Genomic DNA, 18,558 nt, shown 5'->3' with positions numbered 1-18,558 from the left:
AACAAGCTCCTCGCAATGAAAGCTTGGCGTTAAGCCTGAGTTCACGAGGGATTCGCCGCTCTACGCCGACGTTTACCCTGTGAAGCTTTGCACAACCCCGGACTTCTGCCAGAGCAGCGGCAGAATTTTCCTGAAGTGATCCGGATCGGCGCTGGTCCAGAATTGCGCTTCGCGCGCCGGCCCTTGGGACAGTAGATCACGCGCTTCCAACAGGCGCTGAAGTTGCCGGGCCACGGCGGCGCCGGTGTCGATCAGGCTGATGGACGCCGGAATCATCTCCAGCAGCAGCGGCTTGAGGAAGGGATAGTGGGTGCAGCCGAGGATGATGGTGTCGCAGCCTGCCGCCAGCAAAGGGTCGACATAGCTGCGCAGCAACTGGCGCAAGGCCTCGCTATGCAAATCGCCGTCTTCGATCATTTCCACCAGACCGGGACAAGGCTGGGTGATCACCCGTACATCGTTGGCAAAGCGGTCGAGCAAGGCGGCGAACTTGGCGCTTTGCAAGGTCCCGGTGGTTGCCAGCACGCCGACCACACCACTGCGAGTGGCCGCCGCCGCGGGTTTGACCGCCGGTTCCATGGCCACCAGCGGCCAGTCCGGGTAACGCTGGCGCAAATCGGCGGCAGCCGCCACGGTGGCGGTATTGCAGGCAATTACCAGCGCCTTGGCGCCTTGCTCGCGACAGAAACCGGAAATCACCGCGCAGCGCTGGCGAATGTACTCCGGGCTTTTTTCGCCATAGGGGATATGCCCGCAGTCGGCGACATAGAACAGCGACTCATTGGGCAGCAGGGCCTGGATTTCCTTGAGCACCGACAGGCCGCCGACGCCAGAGTCGATTACCGCGATCGGTGCGTCACGCATCGCCGCCACCACAGACGCTGCATTGCGGATCGCGCTTGACCCGCAGTTCACGGAATTTCGTGCCCAGGGCATCGATCAGCAGCAGGCGGCCGACCAGCGGCTCGCCGAAACCGGCGAGCAATTTCAAGGCTTCCAGGGCTTGCAGGCTGCCGACCAGGCCGACCAGCGGGCCGATGACGCCGGCTTCACTGCAGGTCAGTTCGGCTTCGCTGCCGTGCCCATATAAACAGTGGTAACAGGGGCTTTCCGGACGCCGCGGATCGAACACCGAGAGTTGCCCCTCAAGGCGAATCGCCGCGCCGCTCACCAGCGGTTTGCCGGCGGCGACACAGGCAGCGTTGACCGCCTCGCGGGTGGCGAAGTTGTCGCAGCAGTCGAGCACCAGGTCCACCGCTGCCACCGCGACACCGAGGGAATCCGCGTCCAGGGCGTGGCGATGGGCGACCAGGGTCACTTCAGGATTGATCGCCGCCAACCGGCGCAGCGCCGAATCGACCTTGGTCGTACCGATGCTGGCGGTGTCATGGATGATCTGGCGTTGCAGGTTGGTCAGCTCGACCGTGTCGAAATCCGCCAGATGCAGTTCGCCGACCCCGGCGGCCGCCAGGTAAAGCGCCACCGGGGCGCCAAGGCCGCCAAGACCGACGATCAGCACCCGGCTGTTTTTCAGACGCAACTGGCCGTCGATATCGACCTGTTGCAACAGGATCTGCCGGCTATAGCGCAACAGCTCCTGGTCACTCAGCACGATAGGCGCCCCAGACTGATGCGTTGATGGCCGCCCAGGTCAGTGCGGCTGTGGACGTCGCTGAAACCTTGCGCCGAGAGCAACTCACGCACGGCTTCAGCCTGATCGTAACCATGTTCGAGCATCAACCAGCCGTTGGCCTCCAGGTGCGCGGGCGCCTGGGCGATGATCAGGCGCAGGTCGTCCAGGCCATCGGCACCGGCCACCAGGGCGCTGGCCGGCTCGAAACGCACATCGCCCTGGGCCAGGTGCGGGTCGCTCGAAGCGATGTACGGCGGGTTGCTGATAATCAGTTGAAAACGCTGGCCATCCAGGGCGCTGAACCAATGGCTGCTCAGCACCGTGGCATTGTTCAGCCCCAGGCGCTGGCGATTGCGTTCGGCCAGGGCCACCGCTTCCGGCACGCGGTCCACCGCCGTCACCTGCCAGGCCGGACGTTCATTGGCCAGGGCCAATGCAATCGCGCCGCTGCCGGTGCCGAGATCGAGCACCCGGGCCGGAGTTGCCGGCAACAGCTCAAGGGCGGCTTCCACCAGCAGTTCGGTGTCCGGGCGCGGAATCAGGGTATGCGGCGCCACTTCCAGGTCCAGCTTCCAGAAGCCCTGCTGGCCGAGGATATAGGCCACCGGCTCGCCACCGCGACGGCGCTCCAGGAAGTCGGAAAAGGCCAGCGCGGCTTCGCTGCTGACGATTTTTTCCGGCCAGGTGTGCAGGTAACTGCGGGATTTGCCCAGGGCCGCCGCCAACAGCAGTTCGGCGTCCAGGCGCGCGGTCGGCGAGTCAGGCAGGTCGGCGGCGCGTAGCAGACTGGCAATAATGGTCATTCAATCACCCAAGGCGGCCAGTTGATCGGCCTGGTATTCGGCCAACAGCGGTTCGATAACGGCTTCCACCCCCCCGGCCAGGACTTCATCCAGGGAGTACAGGGTCAGGTTGACACGGTGGTCGGTGACCCGGCCCTGTGGAAAGTTGTAGGTACGGATACGTTCGGAGCGATCGCCTGAGCCTACCAGCAGCTTGCGCTCACTGGCGATGGCATTGGCCGCGGCGCTGGTCTGCTGGTCGTTGAGCTTGGCCGACAGCCAGGACATGGCGCGCGCGCGGTTCTTGTGCTGGGAACGCTCTTCCTGGCATTCGACCACGATCCCCGAAGGCAAGTGGGTGATGCGGATCGCCGAGTCGGTCTTGTTGACGTGCTGGCCACCGGCACCGGAGGAGCGGTAGGTGTCGACGCGCAGGTCCGCCGGGTTGATCTCGATGGCTTCCTGTTCGTCGGGCTCGGGCAATACCGCGACCGTGCAGGCCGAGGTGTGGATGCGGCCCTGGGATTCGGTGGCCGGTACGCGCTGGACGCGGTGGGCACCGGATTCGAATTTCAGCTTGCCGTAGACGTTGTCGCCTTCGACCCGGGCAATGACTTCTTTATAGCCGCCGTGCTCACCCTCGTTTTCCGAGAGGATTTCCACCCGCCAACCACGCCGCTCGGCATACCGCGAGTACATGCGGAACAGATCGCCGGAGAAGATCGCCGCCTCGTCGCCGCCGGTGCCGGCGCGGATTTCGAGAAACACGTTGCGACCGTCGTTGGGATCCTTGGGCAGCAACATGCGTTGCAGGCTGCCTTCCAGTTCAACCAGCTGTTCCTTGGCCTCGCGGACTTCCTCGACGGCCATTTCGCGCATGTCCGGGTCGTTGTCCTTGAGCAGCGCCTGGGCGCCTTCGAGGTCGGACTGGACCTTCAACACCTGCTTGTAGGCCGTGACAATCGGCTCGACTTCGGCGTACTCCTTGGAATAGGCGCGGAACTTGTTCTGATCGGAAATGACTTCGCCATCGCCGAGCAAGGCGGTCAGTTCCTCGAAACGGTCCTGGAGGATGTCCAGCTTATTGAGCAGTGACGCTTTCATTGCGGTTTCTTATCCGAAAAGCTATCCGATGAGCCCTCACCGAGGGCAAAGAGTTCCTGGGCCATGGCCAGCGCATCGAGGCGGCCTTCGGCGGACAACTTTTTCAGTTGCACGCTGGGCGCATGCATCAACTTGTTGGTCAGGCCACGGGCCAGTTGCATCAGCACCTCTTCGGCGCTGCCGCCGTTGGCCAGCAGGCGCTGGGCCTTTTGCAGTTCTTCGTCGCGCAGGCGTTCGCTCTGCTGGCGGTAGGCGCGCAACACATCCACCGCGGCCAGCTCGCGCAGGCGCGCCATGAAGTCGTCGACGCCGCTGCTCACCAGTTCTTCGGCGGCTTGGGCGGCGCCCTGGCGGCTCTTGAGGTTTTCGGCGACCACTTCGTGGAGATCGTCGACGCTATAGAGGTAAACGTCGTCCAACTCGCCGACTTCCGGTTCGATATCCCGGGGTACGGCGATATCCACCATGAAGATCGGCTTGTGCTTGCGCAGCTTCAAGGCACTTTCCACCGCGCCCTTGCCGAGGATCGGCAACTGGCTGGCGGTGGAACTGATGACGATGTCGCTGTGCACCAGTTCCTGGGGGATGTCGGACAGCAACACCGCGTGGGCACCGAACTCTTCGGCGAGGATCTTGGCCCGCTCCAGGGTCCGGTTGGCCACCACGATACGCTTGACGCCCTGCTCGTGCAGGTGGCGGGCGACCAGGGTGATGGTTTCGCCGGCGCCGATCAGCAACGCACTGCTGCGCTGCAGATCACTGAAAATCTGTTTCGCCAGGCTGACGGCGGCAAACGCCACCGACACCGGGTTCTCGCCGATGGCGGTGTCGGTGCGCACCTGCTTGGCGGCGCTGAAGGTGGCCTGGAACAGGCGCCCGAGCAACGGCCCGATGGTGCCCGCCTCCCGCGCCACGGCATAGGCCGACTTCATCTGGCCGAGAATCTGCGGTTCGCCCAATACCAGCGAATCCAGGCCCGAGGCCACGCGCATCATATGACGAACGGCAGCATCGTCTTCGTGCACATAGGCGCAGGCCCGCAGGTCTTCGAGGCTCAGGTGGTGATAATCGGCCAGCCAGCGCAGGACCGTGTCCGACGTAATGTGCTCCTGCTCGATATACAGTTCACTGCGGTTGCAGGTCGAGAGGATCGCGGCTTCACGGCTGTCGGTGAGGCGACACAGCTGCTGCAGGGCCTCCACCAATTGCTCGGGGGTAAAAGCCACGCGCTCGCGTACGTCTACGGACGCCGTCTTGTGGTTGATGCCGAGTGCGAGGAAGGCCATTCAGGGTCGCTGATGATGTCGAGAAGCCGACAATTGTCCACCTTCGAATGATTCAGAACAACCATTGCCGACTATTGTCCTAATGTAACGTTGCTATAAGTGTCTGGTGAGCGTCTCGGGTATGGTTCTGCCCGCCGCTTGTGTCATGATGCCCCGACCCGCAGGTAAGTCGTCCTTCTCCTATATGAATAGATCCTCCGCGTTGCTCCTCGCTTTTGTCTTCCTCAGCGGCTGCCAGGCCTTGGCACCCGTGTCGCCGGGGCGTACGCCGCCGGCTGAAGACACCACTCCGGCCCCGGAAAAGCCCAAGGTCTACAGCTCGTTCACCGAAGATACGGTGTTCAGCCTGTTGAGCGCGGAGCTGGCCGGACAGCGAAATCGTTTCGATATCGCGCTGGATAACTACGTGACCCAGGCGATCAACACCCAGGATCCGGGGGTTTCCGAGCGCGCTTTCCGGATTGCCGAGTACCTGGGCGCCGACCAGGCGGCCCTCGACACCTCGCTGATCTGGGCGAAAAACGCCCCGAATGATCTCGAGGCACAACGCGCGGCCGCCATCCAGCTGGCCCGCAGCGGGCGTTATGACGACTCCATGGTCTATATGGAGAAGGTCCTGCAAGGCAAGGGCGACACCCATTTCGACTTTCTTGCCCTGTCGGCCGCCGACACCGACCAGGACACCCGCAACGGCCTGAAGAAAAGTTTCGACCGTCTGCTGGTCAAGCACCCGAAGAACAGCCAGCTGATTTTCGGCAAGGCCCTGTTGCTGCAACAGGACGGCGACACCCAGGCCGCCTTGGCGCTGCTGGAGAAAAACCCGCCGGAAGACGGCGAAATCGCCCCGATCCTGCTGCGCGCACGCTTGCTGCAAGCGCTGAACCGCGGCAAGGAAGCCTTGCCGATCCTGGAAAAAAGCATCAAGCAATACCCGGACGACAAGCGCCTGCGCCTGACTTACGCGCGCATGCTGGTGGAACAGGATCGCATGGCCGACGCCAAGACCCAGTTCTCCAGCCTGGTGCAGCAATACCCGGAAGATGACGAACTGCGTTTCTCCCTGGCGCTCGTCTGCCTCGAGGCCAAGGCCTGGGATGAAGCCAAGGGTTACCTGGACGAACTGATCGCCCGCGACAGCCATGTCGACTCGGCGCACCTGAACCTGGGCCGCATCGCCGAAGAGCACAACGACCTGCAGACCGCCCTGGATGAATACGCCCAGGTCGGGCCGGGCAACGACTACCTGCCGGCACAACTGCGCCAGACCGATATCCTGGTCACCACCGGGCGCGGCGCCGAGGCATCGAGCAAACTCAAGACGGCCCGCGACGAGCAGCCGGACTACGCGATCCAGCTTTACCTGATCGAGGCCGAGATCCTCTCCGCCAACCATCAGGGCGATCGTGCCTGGAGCGTTCTGCAGCAAGCCCTGTTGCAGTACCCCGACGACCTGAACCTGCTTTACACCCGCGCCATGCAGGCGGAAAAGCGTGACGACCTGGCGCAGATGGAGAAAGACCTGCGCGCCATCCTCAAGCGCGAACCGGACAATGCCATGGCGTTGAACGCCCTCGGCTACACCCTGTCGGACCGCACCACCCGCTATGCCGAGGCCAAGGAACTGATCGAGAAGGCCCACCAGCTGAATCCGGAAGATCCGGCCGTGCTCGACAGCCTTGGCTGGGTGAACTTCCGCCTGGGCAACCTCGACGAGGCCGAACGCCTGCTGCGCCAAGCCCTGGAGCGGTTCCCCGACCAGGAAGTCGCCGCACACCTGGGCGAAGTCCTCTGGGCCAACGGCAAGCAACGCGAAGCCAAGCAAATCTGGGGCAAGTTCCTCAAGGATCAGCCCGACAGCCCACTTCTGCGCAGCACCATCAAGCGCCTGACCGGTTCCGAGACTCTTTAAGCTTATGTTTTTGCGCCACCTCGTTGTTTTCAGCCTGATCGCCCTGCTCGCCGGTTGCGCGGGCTTCGGTGCCCGTGAGTCCGTTGAAGGGCACGGCGACCCGGCCCTCTGGGCCAAGCACAAACAGCAATTGAGCAGCCTCGACGGCTGGCAGATCAATGGCAAGGTCGGTATCCGCGCACCGAAGGATTCCGGTAGCGGCACCGTGTTCTGGCTGCAACGCCAGGATTACTACGACATTCGCCTGTCCGGCCCGTTGGGGCGCGGCGCCGCCCGCCTGACCGGGCGTCCCGGCCAGGTGAGCCTGGAGGTCGCCAACCAGGGCCGCTATGCCGCCACCAGCCCCGAGGCCCTGCTCCAGGAGCAATTGGGTTGGGAGCTGCCGGTGTCCCATCTGGTCTGGTGGGTCCGTGGCCTGCCCGCTCCGGACAGCAAGAGCCGCCTGAGCCTGGACAACGACAGCCGCCTGGCCTCCCTCGAACAGGATGGCTGGCAGGTCGAGTACCTGAGCTACAGCGAGCAGAACGGCTACTGGTTGCCCGAGCGCATCAAGCTGCACGGCCGCGACCTCGACGTGACCCTGGTGATCAAGGACTGGCAGCCGCGCCAGCTGGGCCAGTGACATGAGCGCCGCCCGCCTGACGCTGCCGTCGCCGGCCAAGCTCAACCTGATGCTGCATATCCTTGGTCGCCGTGCGGACGGTTATCACGAGTTGCAGACGTTGTTTCAGTTTCTCGACTACGGCGACGAACTGAGCTTCGCCGCGCGTGACGACGGCGTGATCCAGCTGCACACCGAATTCGAAGGCGTGCCCCACGACAGCAACCTGATCGTGCGCGCCGCGAAAAAACTCCAGGAACAATCGGGCAGCCCCCTGGGCGTGGATATCTGGATCGAAAAAATCCTGCCCATGGGCGGCGGCATCGGCGGCGGCAGCTCGAATGCCGCGACGACTTTGCTCGGCCTCAATCACCTCTGGCAACTGGGCTGGGACGAAGATCGCCTGGCCGCGCTGGGCCTGACACTGGGCGCCGACGTGCCGGTTTTCGTCCGTGGCCACGCGGCTTTCGCCGAGGGCGTGGGGGAAAAACTCACCCCGGTAGACCCCGAAGAACCCTGGTATGTCGTGCTCGTTCCGCAAGTCTCTGTAAGTACAGCAGAAATTTTTTCCGATCCGCTGTTGACACGTGACTCCGCGCCCATTAAAGTGCGCCCCGTTCCCAAGGGAAACAGTCGTAATGACTGCTTGCCGGTTGTCGCAAGGCGTTATCCAGAGGTACGTAACGCTTTGAATTTGTTAGGTAAATTTACCGAAGCAAAGTTAACCGGAACTGGAAGTTGTGTGTTTGGGGCCTTCCCAAACAAAGCTGAAGCTGATAAAGTCTCGGCCCTTCTTACAGAGACCCAAACAGGGTTTGTGGCAAAGGGAAGCAATGTTTCGATGTTGCATCGCAAGCTGCAGAGTCTGCTCTAGGAATCGAGTACTGGGTACTCGTTGCAACAGATACAGGGGCGTCGCCAAGCGGTAAGGCAGCAGGTTTTGATCCTGCCATGCGTTGGTTCGAATCCAGCCGCCCCTGCCATTTTCCTATACTCATCCAGGTTACCCTCAGCCTTCAGGTACTGCGCGTGTCCAAGATGATGGTCTTTACGGGGAACGCTAACCCCGATCTGGCTCGGCGTGTTGTACGTCAGCTGCATATCCCACTCGGTGACATCTCTGTCGGCAAGTTTTCCGACGGCGAAATTACCGCTGAGATCAATGAAAACGTCCGCGGTAAAGACGTCTTCATCATTCAGCCGACTTGCGCTCCGACCAACGATAACCTGATGGAACTCGTCGTGATGGCTGATGCCTTCCGCCGTTCCTCAGCCACTCGAATCACTGCGGTGATCCCTTACTTTGGTTATGCCCGTCAGGATCGCCGTCCGCGTTCCGCGCGTGTGGCTATCAGCGCGAAAGTCGTTGCTGACATGCTCACCGTCGTCGGCATCGACCGTGTTCTCACGGTTGACCTGCACGCAGACCAGATCCAGGGCTTCTTCGATATTCCGGTAGATAACATCTACGGCTCCCCCGTTCTGGTGGATGACATCGAAGACCAACGCTTCGAAAATCTGATGATCGTGTCTCCGGACATTGGTGGCGTCGTGCGTGCACGGGCCGTTGCCAAGTCGCTGGGCGTGGATCTGGGCATCATCGACAAACGTCGTGAGAAGGCCAACCACTCCGAAGTGATGCACATCATCGGTGACGTCGAAGGCCGCACCTGTATTCTCGTCGATGACATGGTCGACACCGCCGGCACCCTGTGCCACGCGGCGAAAGCCCTCAAGGAACATGGCGCTGCCAAGGTCTTTGCCTACTGCACACACCCTGTGCTGTCGGGTCGCGCGATCGAGAACATTGAAAATTCCGTGCTGGACGAGCTGGTGGTGACCAACACCATCCCGCTGTCCGCTGCAGCACAAGCCTGTGCGCGTATCCGTCAACTGGATATCGCACCGGTAGTCGCCGAAGCGGTTCGCCGCATCAGCAACGAAGAATCGATCAGCGCGATGTTCCGCTAAGGGCCCAGCCCTTTCGGATGTCTCGTTGACGAAAAGCGCCCCGCCCCAACACCTGTTGGGGCGGGGCTTTTTTGCCCATACCGCCTTTAGCGCTGGTCGCAAACGCTAGGGTGGATGTGGTTAATTTGGAGAGTCAACATGAACGAATTTACCCTGAATGCTGAAGTGCGTTCCGACCTGGGGAAAGGTGCGAGCCGCCGCCTGCGTCGTCTCGCAAGCCTGGTTCCAGCTGTAGTCTACGGTGGCGAAAAAGCCCCTGAGTCCATCAGCATGCTGGCCAAAGAAGTTGCCAAACTGCTCGAAAACGAAGCGGCTTACAGCCACATCATCGAGCTGAACATCGGCGGCGCCAAGCAGAACGTCATCATCAAGGCACTGCAACGTCACCCGGCCAAAGGCCACGTGCTGCACGCTGACTTCGTCCGCGTTGTCGCCGGTCAGAAACTGTCGGCTCACGTTCCTGTGCACTTCATCAACGAAGCAGCAGCAGTCAAGAAAGGCGGCGAGATTTCCCACGTTGTGGCCGAAGTCGAAGTAACCTGCCTGCCGAAAGATCTGCCTGAGTTCATCGAAGTCGACCTGGCTGATGCCGAAGTCGGTTCGATCATTCACCTGTCGGACCTCAAAGCTCCGAAAGGCGTTGAGTTCGTTGCACTGGCCCACGGTAACGACCTGGCTGTTGCCAACGTTCACGCGCCACGTGTTGCACCAGAAGCCGCTGCCGAGTAATTTTTTACTCCGCAACGTCGGAGTCATGGAAACATCGCGAGCTGGCAAGTAGCGAGTAAAGCGGGCGGGATCGCGAAGTTTGCATCATGTAAATGAGCATGTTTCGTCCACGTTCGCCGCTAGGCTCAATAGCCGCGATGTTATCCACAACTCCTAGGAAGGGCCCCTGTCGTGACTGCCATCAAACTGATCGTTGGCCTGGGAAATCCAGGCACCGAATACGAACAGACCCGGCATAACGCGGGGGCCCTTTTTGTTGAGCGCATCGCCCACGCCCAAGGTGTCAACCTGGTGGCCGATCGCAAATATTTCGGCCTGACCGGGCGCTTCAGTCACCAGGGTCAGGATGTTCGTCTGTTGATCCCCACCACCTACATGAACCGTAGCGGCCAGGCCGTCTCGGCATTGGCTGGATTCTTCCGTATCACGCCTGAAGAAATCCTGGTGGCCCACGACGAACTGGACTTGCCTCCCGGCGTCGCCAAGCTCAAACAGGGCGGCGGACACGGCGGGCACAACGGCCTGCGCGACATCATCGCGCAGCTCGGCAACCAGAATACCTTTCACCGCCTGCGGCTTGGCATTGGCCACCCGGGCGTTGCCAGTATGGTTTCAAATTTTGTCCTGGGTCGTGCGCCACGCGCCGAACAGGAAAAACTCGATGCCAGCATCGATTTTGCCCTCGGCGTGCTGCCGGATATCCTCGCCGGGGAATGGAACCGCGCGATGAAAAACCTGCACAGCCAGAAGGCCTGACTCTTACCCGAGGGGAAACACCATGGGATTCAACTGCGGCATCGTCGGCCTGCCCAACGTCGGCAAATCCACCCTGTTCAACGCCCTGACCAAATCCGGTATCGCGGCGGAGAACTTCCCCTTCTGCACCATCGAGCCGAACAGCGGCATCGTGCCGATGCCCGACCCGCGCCTGCAGGCCCTGGCCGAGATCGTCAAGCCCAAGCGCATCCTGCCGACCACCATGGAATTCGTCGACATCGCCGGCCTGGTTGCCGGCGCCTCGAAGGGTGAAGGCCTGGGCAACAAGTTCCTCGCCAACATCCGCGAGACCGATGCCATCGCCCACGTGGTCCGCTGCTTCGAAGACGAGAACGTGATTCACGTCTCCAACAGCGTCGACCCCAAGCGCGACATCGAGATCATCGACCTGGAACTGATCTTCGCCGACCTCGACAGCTGCGAGAAGCAACTGCAGAAAGTCACGCGCAACGCCAAGGGCGGTGACAAGGACGCCGTGGTGCAAAAGGGCCTGCTGGAGCAGTTGATCGCCCACTTCACCGAAGGCAAGCCGGCGCGCAGCCTGATGAAGAGCATGAGCGACGACGAGAAAGCGGTGATCCGTGGTTTCCACCTGCTGACCACCAAGCCGGTGATGTACATCGCCAACGTCGCTGAAGACGGCTTCGAGAACAACCCGTTGCTGGATGTGGTCCGGGCCATTGCCGAGGAAGAAGGCGCGGTCGTGGTGCCGGTGTGCAACAAGATCGAAGCGGAAATCGCCGAGCTGGAAGACGGCGAGGAGAAGGACATGTTCCTCGAGGCCCTGGGCCTTGAAGAGCCTGGCCTGAACCGCGTGATCCGTGCCGGTTACGAAATGCTTCACCTGCAGACCTACTTCACTGCCGGTGTCGAAGAGGTCCGCGCCTGGACCGTGCGTGTCGGTGCGACCGCGCCACAGGCCGCTGGTGTGATCCACACCGACTTCGAGAAAGGCTTTATCCGCGCCGAAGTGATCGCCTACAACGACTTCATCCAGTACAAGGGCGAAGCCGGGACCAAGGAAGCCGGTAAATGGCGTCTGGAAGGCAAGGAATACATCGTTAAAGACGGTGATGTGATGCACTTCCGTTTTAACGTGTAAGCGTTGCTGGAATCGAAGAAGCCGCGTTGATACGCGGCTTTTTTGTGGGCGTGATATCGACCCGCTATGCGCGACTAGAACAGATAGCCCATGTAGATCGCGGCGCTACCACCGGCCTGCACGCCAGCGTTCATGCCGGCCATGACTACCGCGCCCTTGGCCGACTGCAGCAACTGCCGGTTGACCGTGGCAGAGGCAATGAGCGAGGTCGCCGGGTTGGAACTCACCGCCGCCGCCAACGCCAGCAGCTTGGGATCAAGCCCGAACAACAGGGCCGTGGCCGAACCGCCGACCACCAGACCCGCTGCCACCTCGGTATACAGGCAGGGCCCGGTGATATCGTCATCGGTCAGGTCACGACTGAGCAAGGCGTCGCTGACAAACACCTTGCCGGTACTGGGAAAAGCCTCCGCCGCGCCGGCTGCCCCCACGCTCTTGCCCTTGAGCTGGATATTGATCTTGCCGATACGCGGCAGGCGCGCGCCAAATCCGACACCCACCCCGACGCCACCGTAGCGGTAGCTGACGTCCTTGCCCTGGGGCGAACGCAGGATGATCGAACCGCCACTGCCGGCCAACAGGGCCACGCTCAGACCGCCGCCACTGGCGGTCTGATACTGCCAGCGACTTTCATTGACCGGGATCGGGATCGGGATGTTGTAGCTCATACGTTCAAAGTCCTTTAAGTGAATGAACCGCACCACGACCGCGCTGACGGACACCCCTTGTCAGGCCGGCAATGATGAACACCAGACCGATACCAGCCAGTACCCCGGGAGTGCCCCACAGTGCGGCCGGGTCATCGATAACGGCGCTACTGGCCGGCTGCTCGGGCAGGTAATACACCCGCACCCTCTGATCCTTCTGGTAGCCGAAAATAAACCCGCCCTGGGGGTAGGAGATCTTTTCACCACCGCTGGCGGTGAAGGCAATTTCAGGATGTGAACCACCGGCATTCAAGTGGCTGACGATGCCATCGGCGGTTTGTGCGTGGGCGAGGAATTCGCGTCGATCAAGGGTGAGATTGACGGCAATGCCCAACAAGACGATACCGATCAGGGCAAAGAGCAGACCCTGCAATATCTTCCCGAGGCGTGACGGGGTGGAGTTAGCCATGGCTTCTCTCGGTATTCGTCCATGAAAGAGGATGGTCAGGATAGCAAGAAACCTTCGGGAAGTGCTTTGTACAGCACGACGGGTGAGGCATGTTCGAGTATTGCGACGTGCTGACCGAAGCAAGGAAAGTATTGAGAATCCCAGGACTGACTGAGCTGTAATGAGCTTTATTGAGCCGTAATGAGCCGTAACGAGCTATAACTCGCGCCTGGAGGGCAACCGTTACTCCTTGCTCGCCACCGAGGAGTTGTTCAAGAGTGGCGCTACCGGCTGACGATGAAGCAGACCGAGAACTGGATCAGTGCCGGTCGCCCTTTGCAGGGTTAAGCATGCGTGCAAGTGAGATCGACCAGTTGCCGAGTGCACCTACAGCGCAATCAAGCCAGCGCCACTTCCACCCTGTTGCGCCCAGCTGACTTACCCTCGTAGAGCGCGCGATCGGCCCGCGCAATAGCGTTGCTCAGCGCCTCCTGGGCCCGATATTGGGTAATGCCGATGGACAGGGTCACGCTGACTTTATGACCGTCACTGTCAATCACCAACGCCTGGATCGCCTTGCGTATGCGCTCCGCGCTTACAGCCGCCTGATCAAGATCGGTTTCCGGCAATACCGCCAGAAACTCTTCGCCACCCCAGCGCCCGATAAAATCCTGTTCGCGCATTGAGTGCTTGAGTACCAGGCTCACCGCATCAAGCACCCGGTCGCCGATATCGTGACCGTACTGATCATTGACGTGCTTGAAGTGGTCGATATCCATCAACATCAAGGTCAGGTTGCCGGGGCATCGATGGTGCCGCGCCAGTTCCTTCTCGGTCAGCGCAATCATGTGCCGGCGGTTGAACAGGCCGGTTAAGGAGTCTGTCGTTGCCATCCGCGCCAGGCTCCTGTGGGCACGGGTCACCGTGACCACATAGAACAGCGCCAGGTAGCTGAACATGCAGAACACCACGGTCAGGTTGAAAATGTGCACACCCAACAGGGCATTGGAGGAAATGGGTTGCAGGGGCTGGATGTACCACATGAGCGCATCCAGCCCCACATAGTAGGCCCACAGGCAAGCCGCGAGGATCCAGGCGCTACGGGCACGCATGGTCACGAACAGGGGCGGAATGAACATCAGCAGGAAATAATGGAAGCCGCTTTCCCAGCCAATCAGTACCGTTCCCAACCCTGCGTGCACCAGCACTTCAGCGCGGATCAGCAGGATCGCCAGCCGATTGCGCCGTTGGCTGAACGCGCGATAGGCGTAGACATACATGGCCACGCTGATCACGTTGACCCAGGCCAGGATGGGTGAACCCAGCATGAGAAAAATGAAGAGAAAAGCGACGTCCACAGCACCAGCCAACTGGCAGCAACGCATGGAAAGCTGCCAGAACTCGGGACGCGCATAACTCTTGTGCTGGTTTTCCGGGGAAGTCCCTGACATCAAACCTGTCACCTCAGGTTCCGGTTATGATTCCCGGTCCCTATGTAGGTTGACTACCTGATAGCCGACAGCTAAGTAGAGCCTGAAGTGTAGTGAATCGCCGGGGGATCGGCCAGCCCAGAAATGGCACATTGCCTCTATGATTTGAAGCGCCCCACCAAGCCGTTCAATTCATTCGAGAGGTGCGAAAGCCGGCCCGAGTCTTCCTGTGCGGAACTGGCCAGGCTTTCGACCAATCGCGCCTCGTCGTAGATCTGCTGGATATGCCGATTGATCTCCTCGGCCACGCTGTGCTGCTCTTCCGCCGCTGCCGATATCTGCAGGTTCTGATCGCGGATTTCATTCACCGACTGCTGGATGCCTTCAAAGCTGTCACGGGCACTCTCGATCGAGGACACACTGGCGCGCGACAGGTCCAGGCAGCTTTCCATCTTCTGCGACACTTCCTGGGTCTTGCTGCCGAGCGTACCGAGCAATTGGTCGATTTCCCCGGTGGAGTCGGACGTGCGCTTGGCCAGGGCCCTGACCTCATCCGCGACCACGGCAAAACCCCGACCCTGGTCACCTGCCCTGGCCGCCTCGATCGCCGCGTTCAGCGCCAACAGATTGGTCTGCTCGGCGATGGCGCGGATGGTGCCGAGAATCTGGTTGATGTTGCGGCTGCCCTCCTCCAGCTCAACCATGGCCTGGGAAGACTCGGTCAAGCGCCGGCCCAGGCGGCCGACGTTCTGGGTGGTCAATTCGATCTGCTGTTTGCCCTCGGCCACACGCTGGTGTCCGCTCTCGGCGGAGTCGGCGGCCGTGCTGCATGAACGGGCCACTTCGTTGGCGGTGGCGACCATTTCGTTGAAAGCCGTGGACACCAACTCCACCGCTTCACGCTGGCGACCGGCCGCCTGGTTCATGTTGTCGGCCACTTCGCTGTTGACCCGCGAGGCGTCCTGCAAATTGGTCGAAGCGGCGCCGATACGCTGGATCAACTGGCGTATCGCGGCGAGAAACTTGTTGAACCAGCCGGCCAGCTCCGCGGTTTCGTCCTTGCCCTGCACCTCGAGATCACGGCGCAGATCGCCCTCGCCCTCGGCAATCGACTGCAACCCCGTGCTGACCTGGCCGATCGGCTTGACGATGACCCTGGCGAACGCCGCCGCGAGCAGCGCAAAGAGCAACACCAGCACGACCACGATCACCGCCGTCACATAGGTCATGCGCGTAGCCGCGCCCATGACTTCGTTGTACTCGATCAAACCGACATAACGCCAACCCAGGCCGGGGGATGTCCAGACATTGGCCATGTACCTGACCCCATTGATTTCCACCTCGGTGGAACCTTGCGCGGTGGCGGCCAGTTTGGCGTAGGGCTCGCCCAGATCCTTGAGCTGCTTGAAGCTGTGCGCGGCGTCACGGGGGTCGACCAGCACGGTGCCGTCTTCGATCAGCATCACGTAGCCGCTTTCGCCGAGCTTGATGCTTTTGACCAGCTCGGTGAGGTTTTTCAGCGAAACGCTGACGACAAACACACCCTTGGCTTTGCCGGCGTCATCGAGCATTGCCCGGGCAGTGCCGACCAGCGCCACCGCGTCCTTGTCATAGTAGTAAGCGGGGGTTCGCACCGTTTTGCCGGGGCTGGCCATGGCGGCCTTGTACCAGGGGCGCGAACGCGGGTCGTAGTTCGATAGCTGCGGGTCGTCCGGCCATTTGGCGTAGCTGCCATCTTCCAGGCCGATGGACAGGATGGCGGCGGCCGGGTGGGTCGCGCCATAACGGGCGAACGCATCGATCACCCGGCGAGCGGCCGCTGGCAGAGGATGGCTGGCGGCATCCGCGGTTTCATAGTGTTTCAGGCTGGCGACCGATGTGTATACAGGATCAACGGCCATTTGATCGACATTCTGCTGAGATCCATCGAAAAACTGCCGGATATTGCCGTCGATCTGGCGTATTTCACGGGTGCTGCCGTCGATAAACTGATCGACGGCCTGAGCCCGTATATTCAGCACCGATATCACTGCCACAAGGCTCACCGGGATAAAGGCGACCAATACAAAGGCAAGGACAAGCTTGTTTTTTATTTTCATTACGACAATCACCATCCGCGCAAGTGGGGTGCGAATGGCCAGACTACACGGGCAAATAGCGATTTGCCACCCAACCTGCCTCGGTCGGGAAAAAGGTATATTCGCCGATATTTTGTATACAACTATTATTCATCTTGTTCTTTTTAAAGTCTGGTTCTACAGGATGGTGTTTCCCCTGCCTTCCATCCCTCAGCGCCCCAACATTTTCGTGACTTCCCCTTGCAATGCCTTTAGCATCAGACGGCAAATGATGCCATTTGGCTATCACTCTGGACTTGATCGCGCACTCCATGGAACAGGATCTCGCTTGAACACTCTCCCTTCTTTTGCCAAGGCCACGTTTGTTCCAGGCCTGCAAAAAACCGTGCGCGAACCAAAAGATCACTCCGCTATTCGTTCACCTGTGCCCTCCCGGGAAAGTTACCGCGCCGATACCGCCTGCCAGCCTGTAAAAACAGCGTCTGTCGCTTTAGCGCGCCCAAGACAAACGTCCCAACCGTATTTTGTTTTGCCTGATGACTGAAGTTCTTAACGGCATTTCGGTGCAACGGCGTTTTATACAATCGCATTGAAATGGACTTGAGATGAGCAACGCATTTCGCTTCACGGCGCTTGCCAGCGCGCTGCTGCTGGCTTCCGGCTGTTCTACCGGCCAGTTCGATCAACTGGGCAAAAACTATGGCACCGCCATTTTATGCGGTGCCGGACTGGTTGCCGGCGGCGCGGCGGGTTATGCCCTCAATGGCAAGAAAGGCGCGCTGATTGGCGCTGCCGCCGGCACAGCCGTGGGCTGTTACGCCGGGTCCGTGTGGCAAAGCCGGATGCAGGAGCTGGACCGCATCGCCAAGGAAGAGAACCTGAAGATCAGCTCGCAGCCCCTGCAGACCGCTTCGGCCACACCGAATGCGGCGCCAGTCGATGCCGGCGTTGTGACGCAGATCGAAGACTCGGGGATGTTTGCGACCGGCTCCGATCAACTCACGGTCAGTGGCCAGCGCAGCGTTGGCAAAATGGCCGCAGTCTATGCCAATGTCGACCCGAAGCTGGCCAACACTCGACGCCTGCTGGTGGTCGGCCATACCGATGCCACGGGCAGCGGCGCAACCAATCAGAAACTCTCCGAACGCCGTGCCCGCACTGTGGGGAAAGCCCTGATGGCCGCTGGCATCCCTTCGACCTCGATTTTCTATCAGGGCGCCGGCGCTTCACGACCGGTGGCAGACAACAGCACGCTCGAAGGTCGTAACGAAAACCGTCGAGTGGAAATCGCCGAACTGACCTCCCAGGAAATGTTGGTACTGCGGGCCAAGGCCGAGCAGTCCAACGCCAAGTACCTGGCCCATGGCGCCTCCACCGCCAAACCTGTCAGCAAACCGGCCACAGCGGCGGCCGCGACGAGCCCGACAGTAGCAACCCCAACCCCAGTCCCCGTAACCGCCAGCAACGGAGCAAAGCCGAGCGTGGACTTCGGCGGCGTGCCGACCTCCAGCATGCAGTGGAACCTGGGTCAGAACATCACCCCGAAAAGCGGGGGTTTCAGCCTGCTGAGCAGCGCCTACGCCAATACGATCCCGGTGGGCAGTTGCCAGGACGACATGCCGCGCGAAAGCGGCGAGGTCAAGAGCCTGGCCACGGACAAACCCCTCGACGATGTGAAAACCCGCGACTACCTGCCCGGCTACAACAACCGCGTATGGGCCAACACCGTCAACGGCAACCTGGTCACCATCTCGCCGGTGTCGATTCTTCGCGACGGCGCTGAAGTCGGCAAACAGCCATTTATCCAAGTGGTGAAAGGCTATGACGACGGCAACCGCAAGGCACTGCCGAAGATGAACGCTGTCGCCAACACCTATGAAGGCGAGAAGCAGGTGCTTTACCGGGTGTTTATCAATGAACCCAAGGCACCGGTTGCCTGTATGGACATCGTCTTCAGCAAAGGTAATGCCACCGCGGAACGCGGTGCATTGTTCTACCCCGTCGGCGACCAGAGTTACACCGTTGCCTACGCGCCCGTCAGCACTCAGCGGTAAAAAAAGG

The 18,558-nt window shown here is 60.9% G+C and carries 18 protein-coding genes and 1 tRNA gene; 10 read left to right on the top strand and 9 right to left on the bottom strand.

The window, feature by feature from the left end; genetic code table 11:
• Positions 1-72 precede the first annotated feature (72 nt).
• Genes murI through hemA form a run of 5 tightly spaced genes read right to left on the bottom strand, consistent with a single transcriptional unit; the run spans position 73 to position 4,805 of the window.
• The gene (gene murI / locus M5C01_RS18785; protein ID WP_152740079.1) at positions 73-864 is read right to left on the bottom strand and encodes a glutamate racemase; all 792 of its coding nucleotides are present in this window, start codon (positions 862-864) and stop codon (positions 73-75) included.
• Positions 857-1,612: a molybdopterin-synthase adenylyltransferase MoeB gene (locus tag M5C01_RS18780; RefSeq protein WP_178129890.1), complete on the bottom strand. Its 756-nt coding sequence runs from the start codon at positions 1,610-1,612 to the stop codon at positions 857-859. The genes murI and M5C01_RS18780 overlap by 8 nt, the downstream gene beginning before the upstream one ends.
• Positions 1,606-2,436, bottom strand: a complete 831-nt coding sequence (prmC, locus tag M5C01_RS18775) for a peptide chain release factor N(5)-glutamine methyltransferase (protein WP_152740080.1) — start codon at positions 2,434-2,436, stop codon at positions 1,606-1,608. Before prmC ends, M5C01_RS18780 begins: the two co-directional genes overlap by 7 nt.
• A complete protein-coding gene (prfA, locus tag M5C01_RS18770) occupies positions 2,437-3,519 on the bottom strand; it encodes a peptide chain release factor 1 (RefSeq protein ID WP_103497632.1) in 1,083 nt (360 codons plus the stop codon).
• Complete coding sequence (hemA, locus tag M5C01_RS18765) at positions 3,516-4,805, bottom strand: glutamyl-tRNA reductase (RefSeq protein ID WP_152740081.1); 1,290 nt, start codon at positions 4,803-4,805, stop codon at positions 3,516-3,518. The genes prfA and hemA overlap by 4 nt, the downstream gene beginning before the upstream one ends.
• A 184-nt stretch (positions 4,806-4,989) precedes the next feature.
• On the opposite strand from hemA, the gene M5C01_RS18760 reads away from it, so the two are divergent.
• The 8 genes from M5C01_RS18760 (at position 4,990) to ychF (ending at position 11,894) form a co-directional block, all read left to right on the top strand.
• A complete protein-coding gene (locus M5C01_RS18760; protein WP_103497634.1) occupies positions 4,990-6,714 on the top strand; it encodes a tetratricopeptide repeat protein in 1,725 nt (574 codons plus the stop codon).
• A gap of 4 nt (positions 6,715-6,718) precedes the next feature.
• The gene (lolB, locus tag M5C01_RS18755) at positions 6,719-7,336 is read left to right on the top strand and encodes a lipoprotein insertase outer membrane protein LolB (protein WP_103497635.1); all 618 of its coding nucleotides are present in this window, start codon (positions 6,719-6,721) and stop codon (positions 7,334-7,336) included.
• Position 7,337: 1 nt separating this feature from the next.
• Positions 7,338-8,189: a 4-(cytidine 5'-diphospho)-2-C-methyl-D-erythritol kinase gene (gene ispE, locus M5C01_RS18750; RefSeq protein ID WP_103497636.1), complete on the top strand. Its 852-nt coding sequence runs from the start codon at positions 7,338-7,340 to the stop codon at positions 8,187-8,189.
• Positions 8,190-8,223: 34 nt separating this feature from the next.
• Positions 8,224-8,298: transfer RNA gene (locus tag M5C01_RS18745), tRNA-Gln, on the top strand.
• A 46-nt stretch (positions 8,299-8,344) separates the two neighbouring features.
• Complete coding sequence (locus M5C01_RS18740) at positions 8,345-9,286, top strand: ribose-phosphate pyrophosphokinase (RefSeq protein WP_003171603.1); 942 nt, start codon at positions 8,345-8,347, stop codon at positions 9,284-9,286.
• Positions 9,287-9,424: 138 nt separating this feature from the next.
• Positions 9,425-10,015 carry a 50S ribosomal protein L25/general stress protein Ctc gene (locus M5C01_RS18735; protein ID WP_152740082.1) on the top strand — a complete coding sequence of 197 codons (591 nt, stop codon included), beginning with the start codon at positions 9,425-9,427 and terminating at the stop codon, positions 10,013-10,015.
• 171 nt (positions 10,016-10,186) lie between these two features.
• The gene (pth, locus tag M5C01_RS18730; RefSeq protein WP_100942297.1) at positions 10,187-10,771 is read left to right on the top strand and encodes an aminoacyl-tRNA hydrolase; all 585 of its coding nucleotides are present in this window, start codon (positions 10,187-10,189) and stop codon (positions 10,769-10,771) included.
• A gap of 22 nt (positions 10,772-10,793) precedes the next feature.
• Positions 10,794-11,894, top strand: a complete 1,101-nt coding sequence (gene ychF, locus M5C01_RS18725; RefSeq protein ID WP_103496901.1) for a redox-regulated ATPase YchF — start codon at positions 10,794-10,796, stop codon at positions 11,892-11,894.
• A 74-nt stretch (positions 11,895-11,968) separates the two neighbouring features.
• Here the strand turns inward: ychF and M5C01_RS18720 are convergent, their stop codons facing one another.
• The 4 genes from M5C01_RS18720 to M5C01_RS18705 form a co-directional block, all read right to left on the bottom strand.
• Positions 11,969-12,562: a hypothetical protein gene (locus M5C01_RS18720; RefSeq protein ID WP_152740083.1), complete on the bottom strand. Its 594-nt coding sequence runs from the start codon at positions 12,560-12,562 to the stop codon at positions 11,969-11,971.
• Positions 12,563-12,566: 4 nt separating this feature from the next.
• A complete protein-coding gene (locus M5C01_RS18715) occupies positions 12,567-13,010 on the bottom strand; it encodes a DUF3592 domain-containing protein (protein ID WP_152740084.1) in 444 nt (147 codons plus the stop codon).
• Positions 13,011-13,387: 377 nt separating this feature from the next.
• On the bottom strand, positions 13,388-14,440 hold the full coding sequence (locus M5C01_RS18710; protein WP_152740085.1) for a GGDEF domain-containing protein: 1,053 nt from the start codon (positions 14,438-14,440) through the stop codon (positions 13,388-13,390).
• 137 nt (positions 14,441-14,577) lie between these two features.
• Positions 14,578-16,518 carry a methyl-accepting chemotaxis protein gene (locus M5C01_RS18705; RefSeq protein WP_152740086.1) on the bottom strand — a complete coding sequence of 647 codons (1,941 nt, stop codon included), beginning with the start codon at positions 16,516-16,518 and terminating at the stop codon, positions 14,578-14,580.
• A gap of 34 nt (positions 16,519-16,552) precedes the next feature.
• Between M5C01_RS18705 and M5C01_RS18700 the strand changes: the two genes are divergently transcribed.
• Positions 16,553-17,041: a hypothetical protein gene (locus M5C01_RS18700; RefSeq protein ID WP_152740087.1), complete on the top strand. Its 489-nt coding sequence runs from the start codon at positions 16,553-16,555 to the stop codon at positions 17,039-17,041.
• Between the two features lie 61 nt (positions 17,042-17,102).
• Positions 17,103-18,551, top strand: a complete 1,449-nt coding sequence (locus tag M5C01_RS18695) for an OmpA family protein (RefSeq protein WP_152740088.1) — start codon at positions 17,103-17,105, stop codon at positions 18,549-18,551.
• The last annotated feature ends 7 nt before the right edge of the window (positions 18,552-18,558 follow it).

It is taken from the genome of Pseudomonas sp. MWU12-2319 (assembly GCF_023242525.1).
Taxonomy (GTDB): Bacteria; Pseudomonadota; Gammaproteobacteria; order Pseudomonadales; family Pseudomonadaceae; genus Aquipseudomonas; species Aquipseudomonas gingeri_D.
The sequence above is the reverse complement of the archived record's forward strand: the minus strand, read 5'-3'. Positions and strand labels throughout refer to the sequence as shown.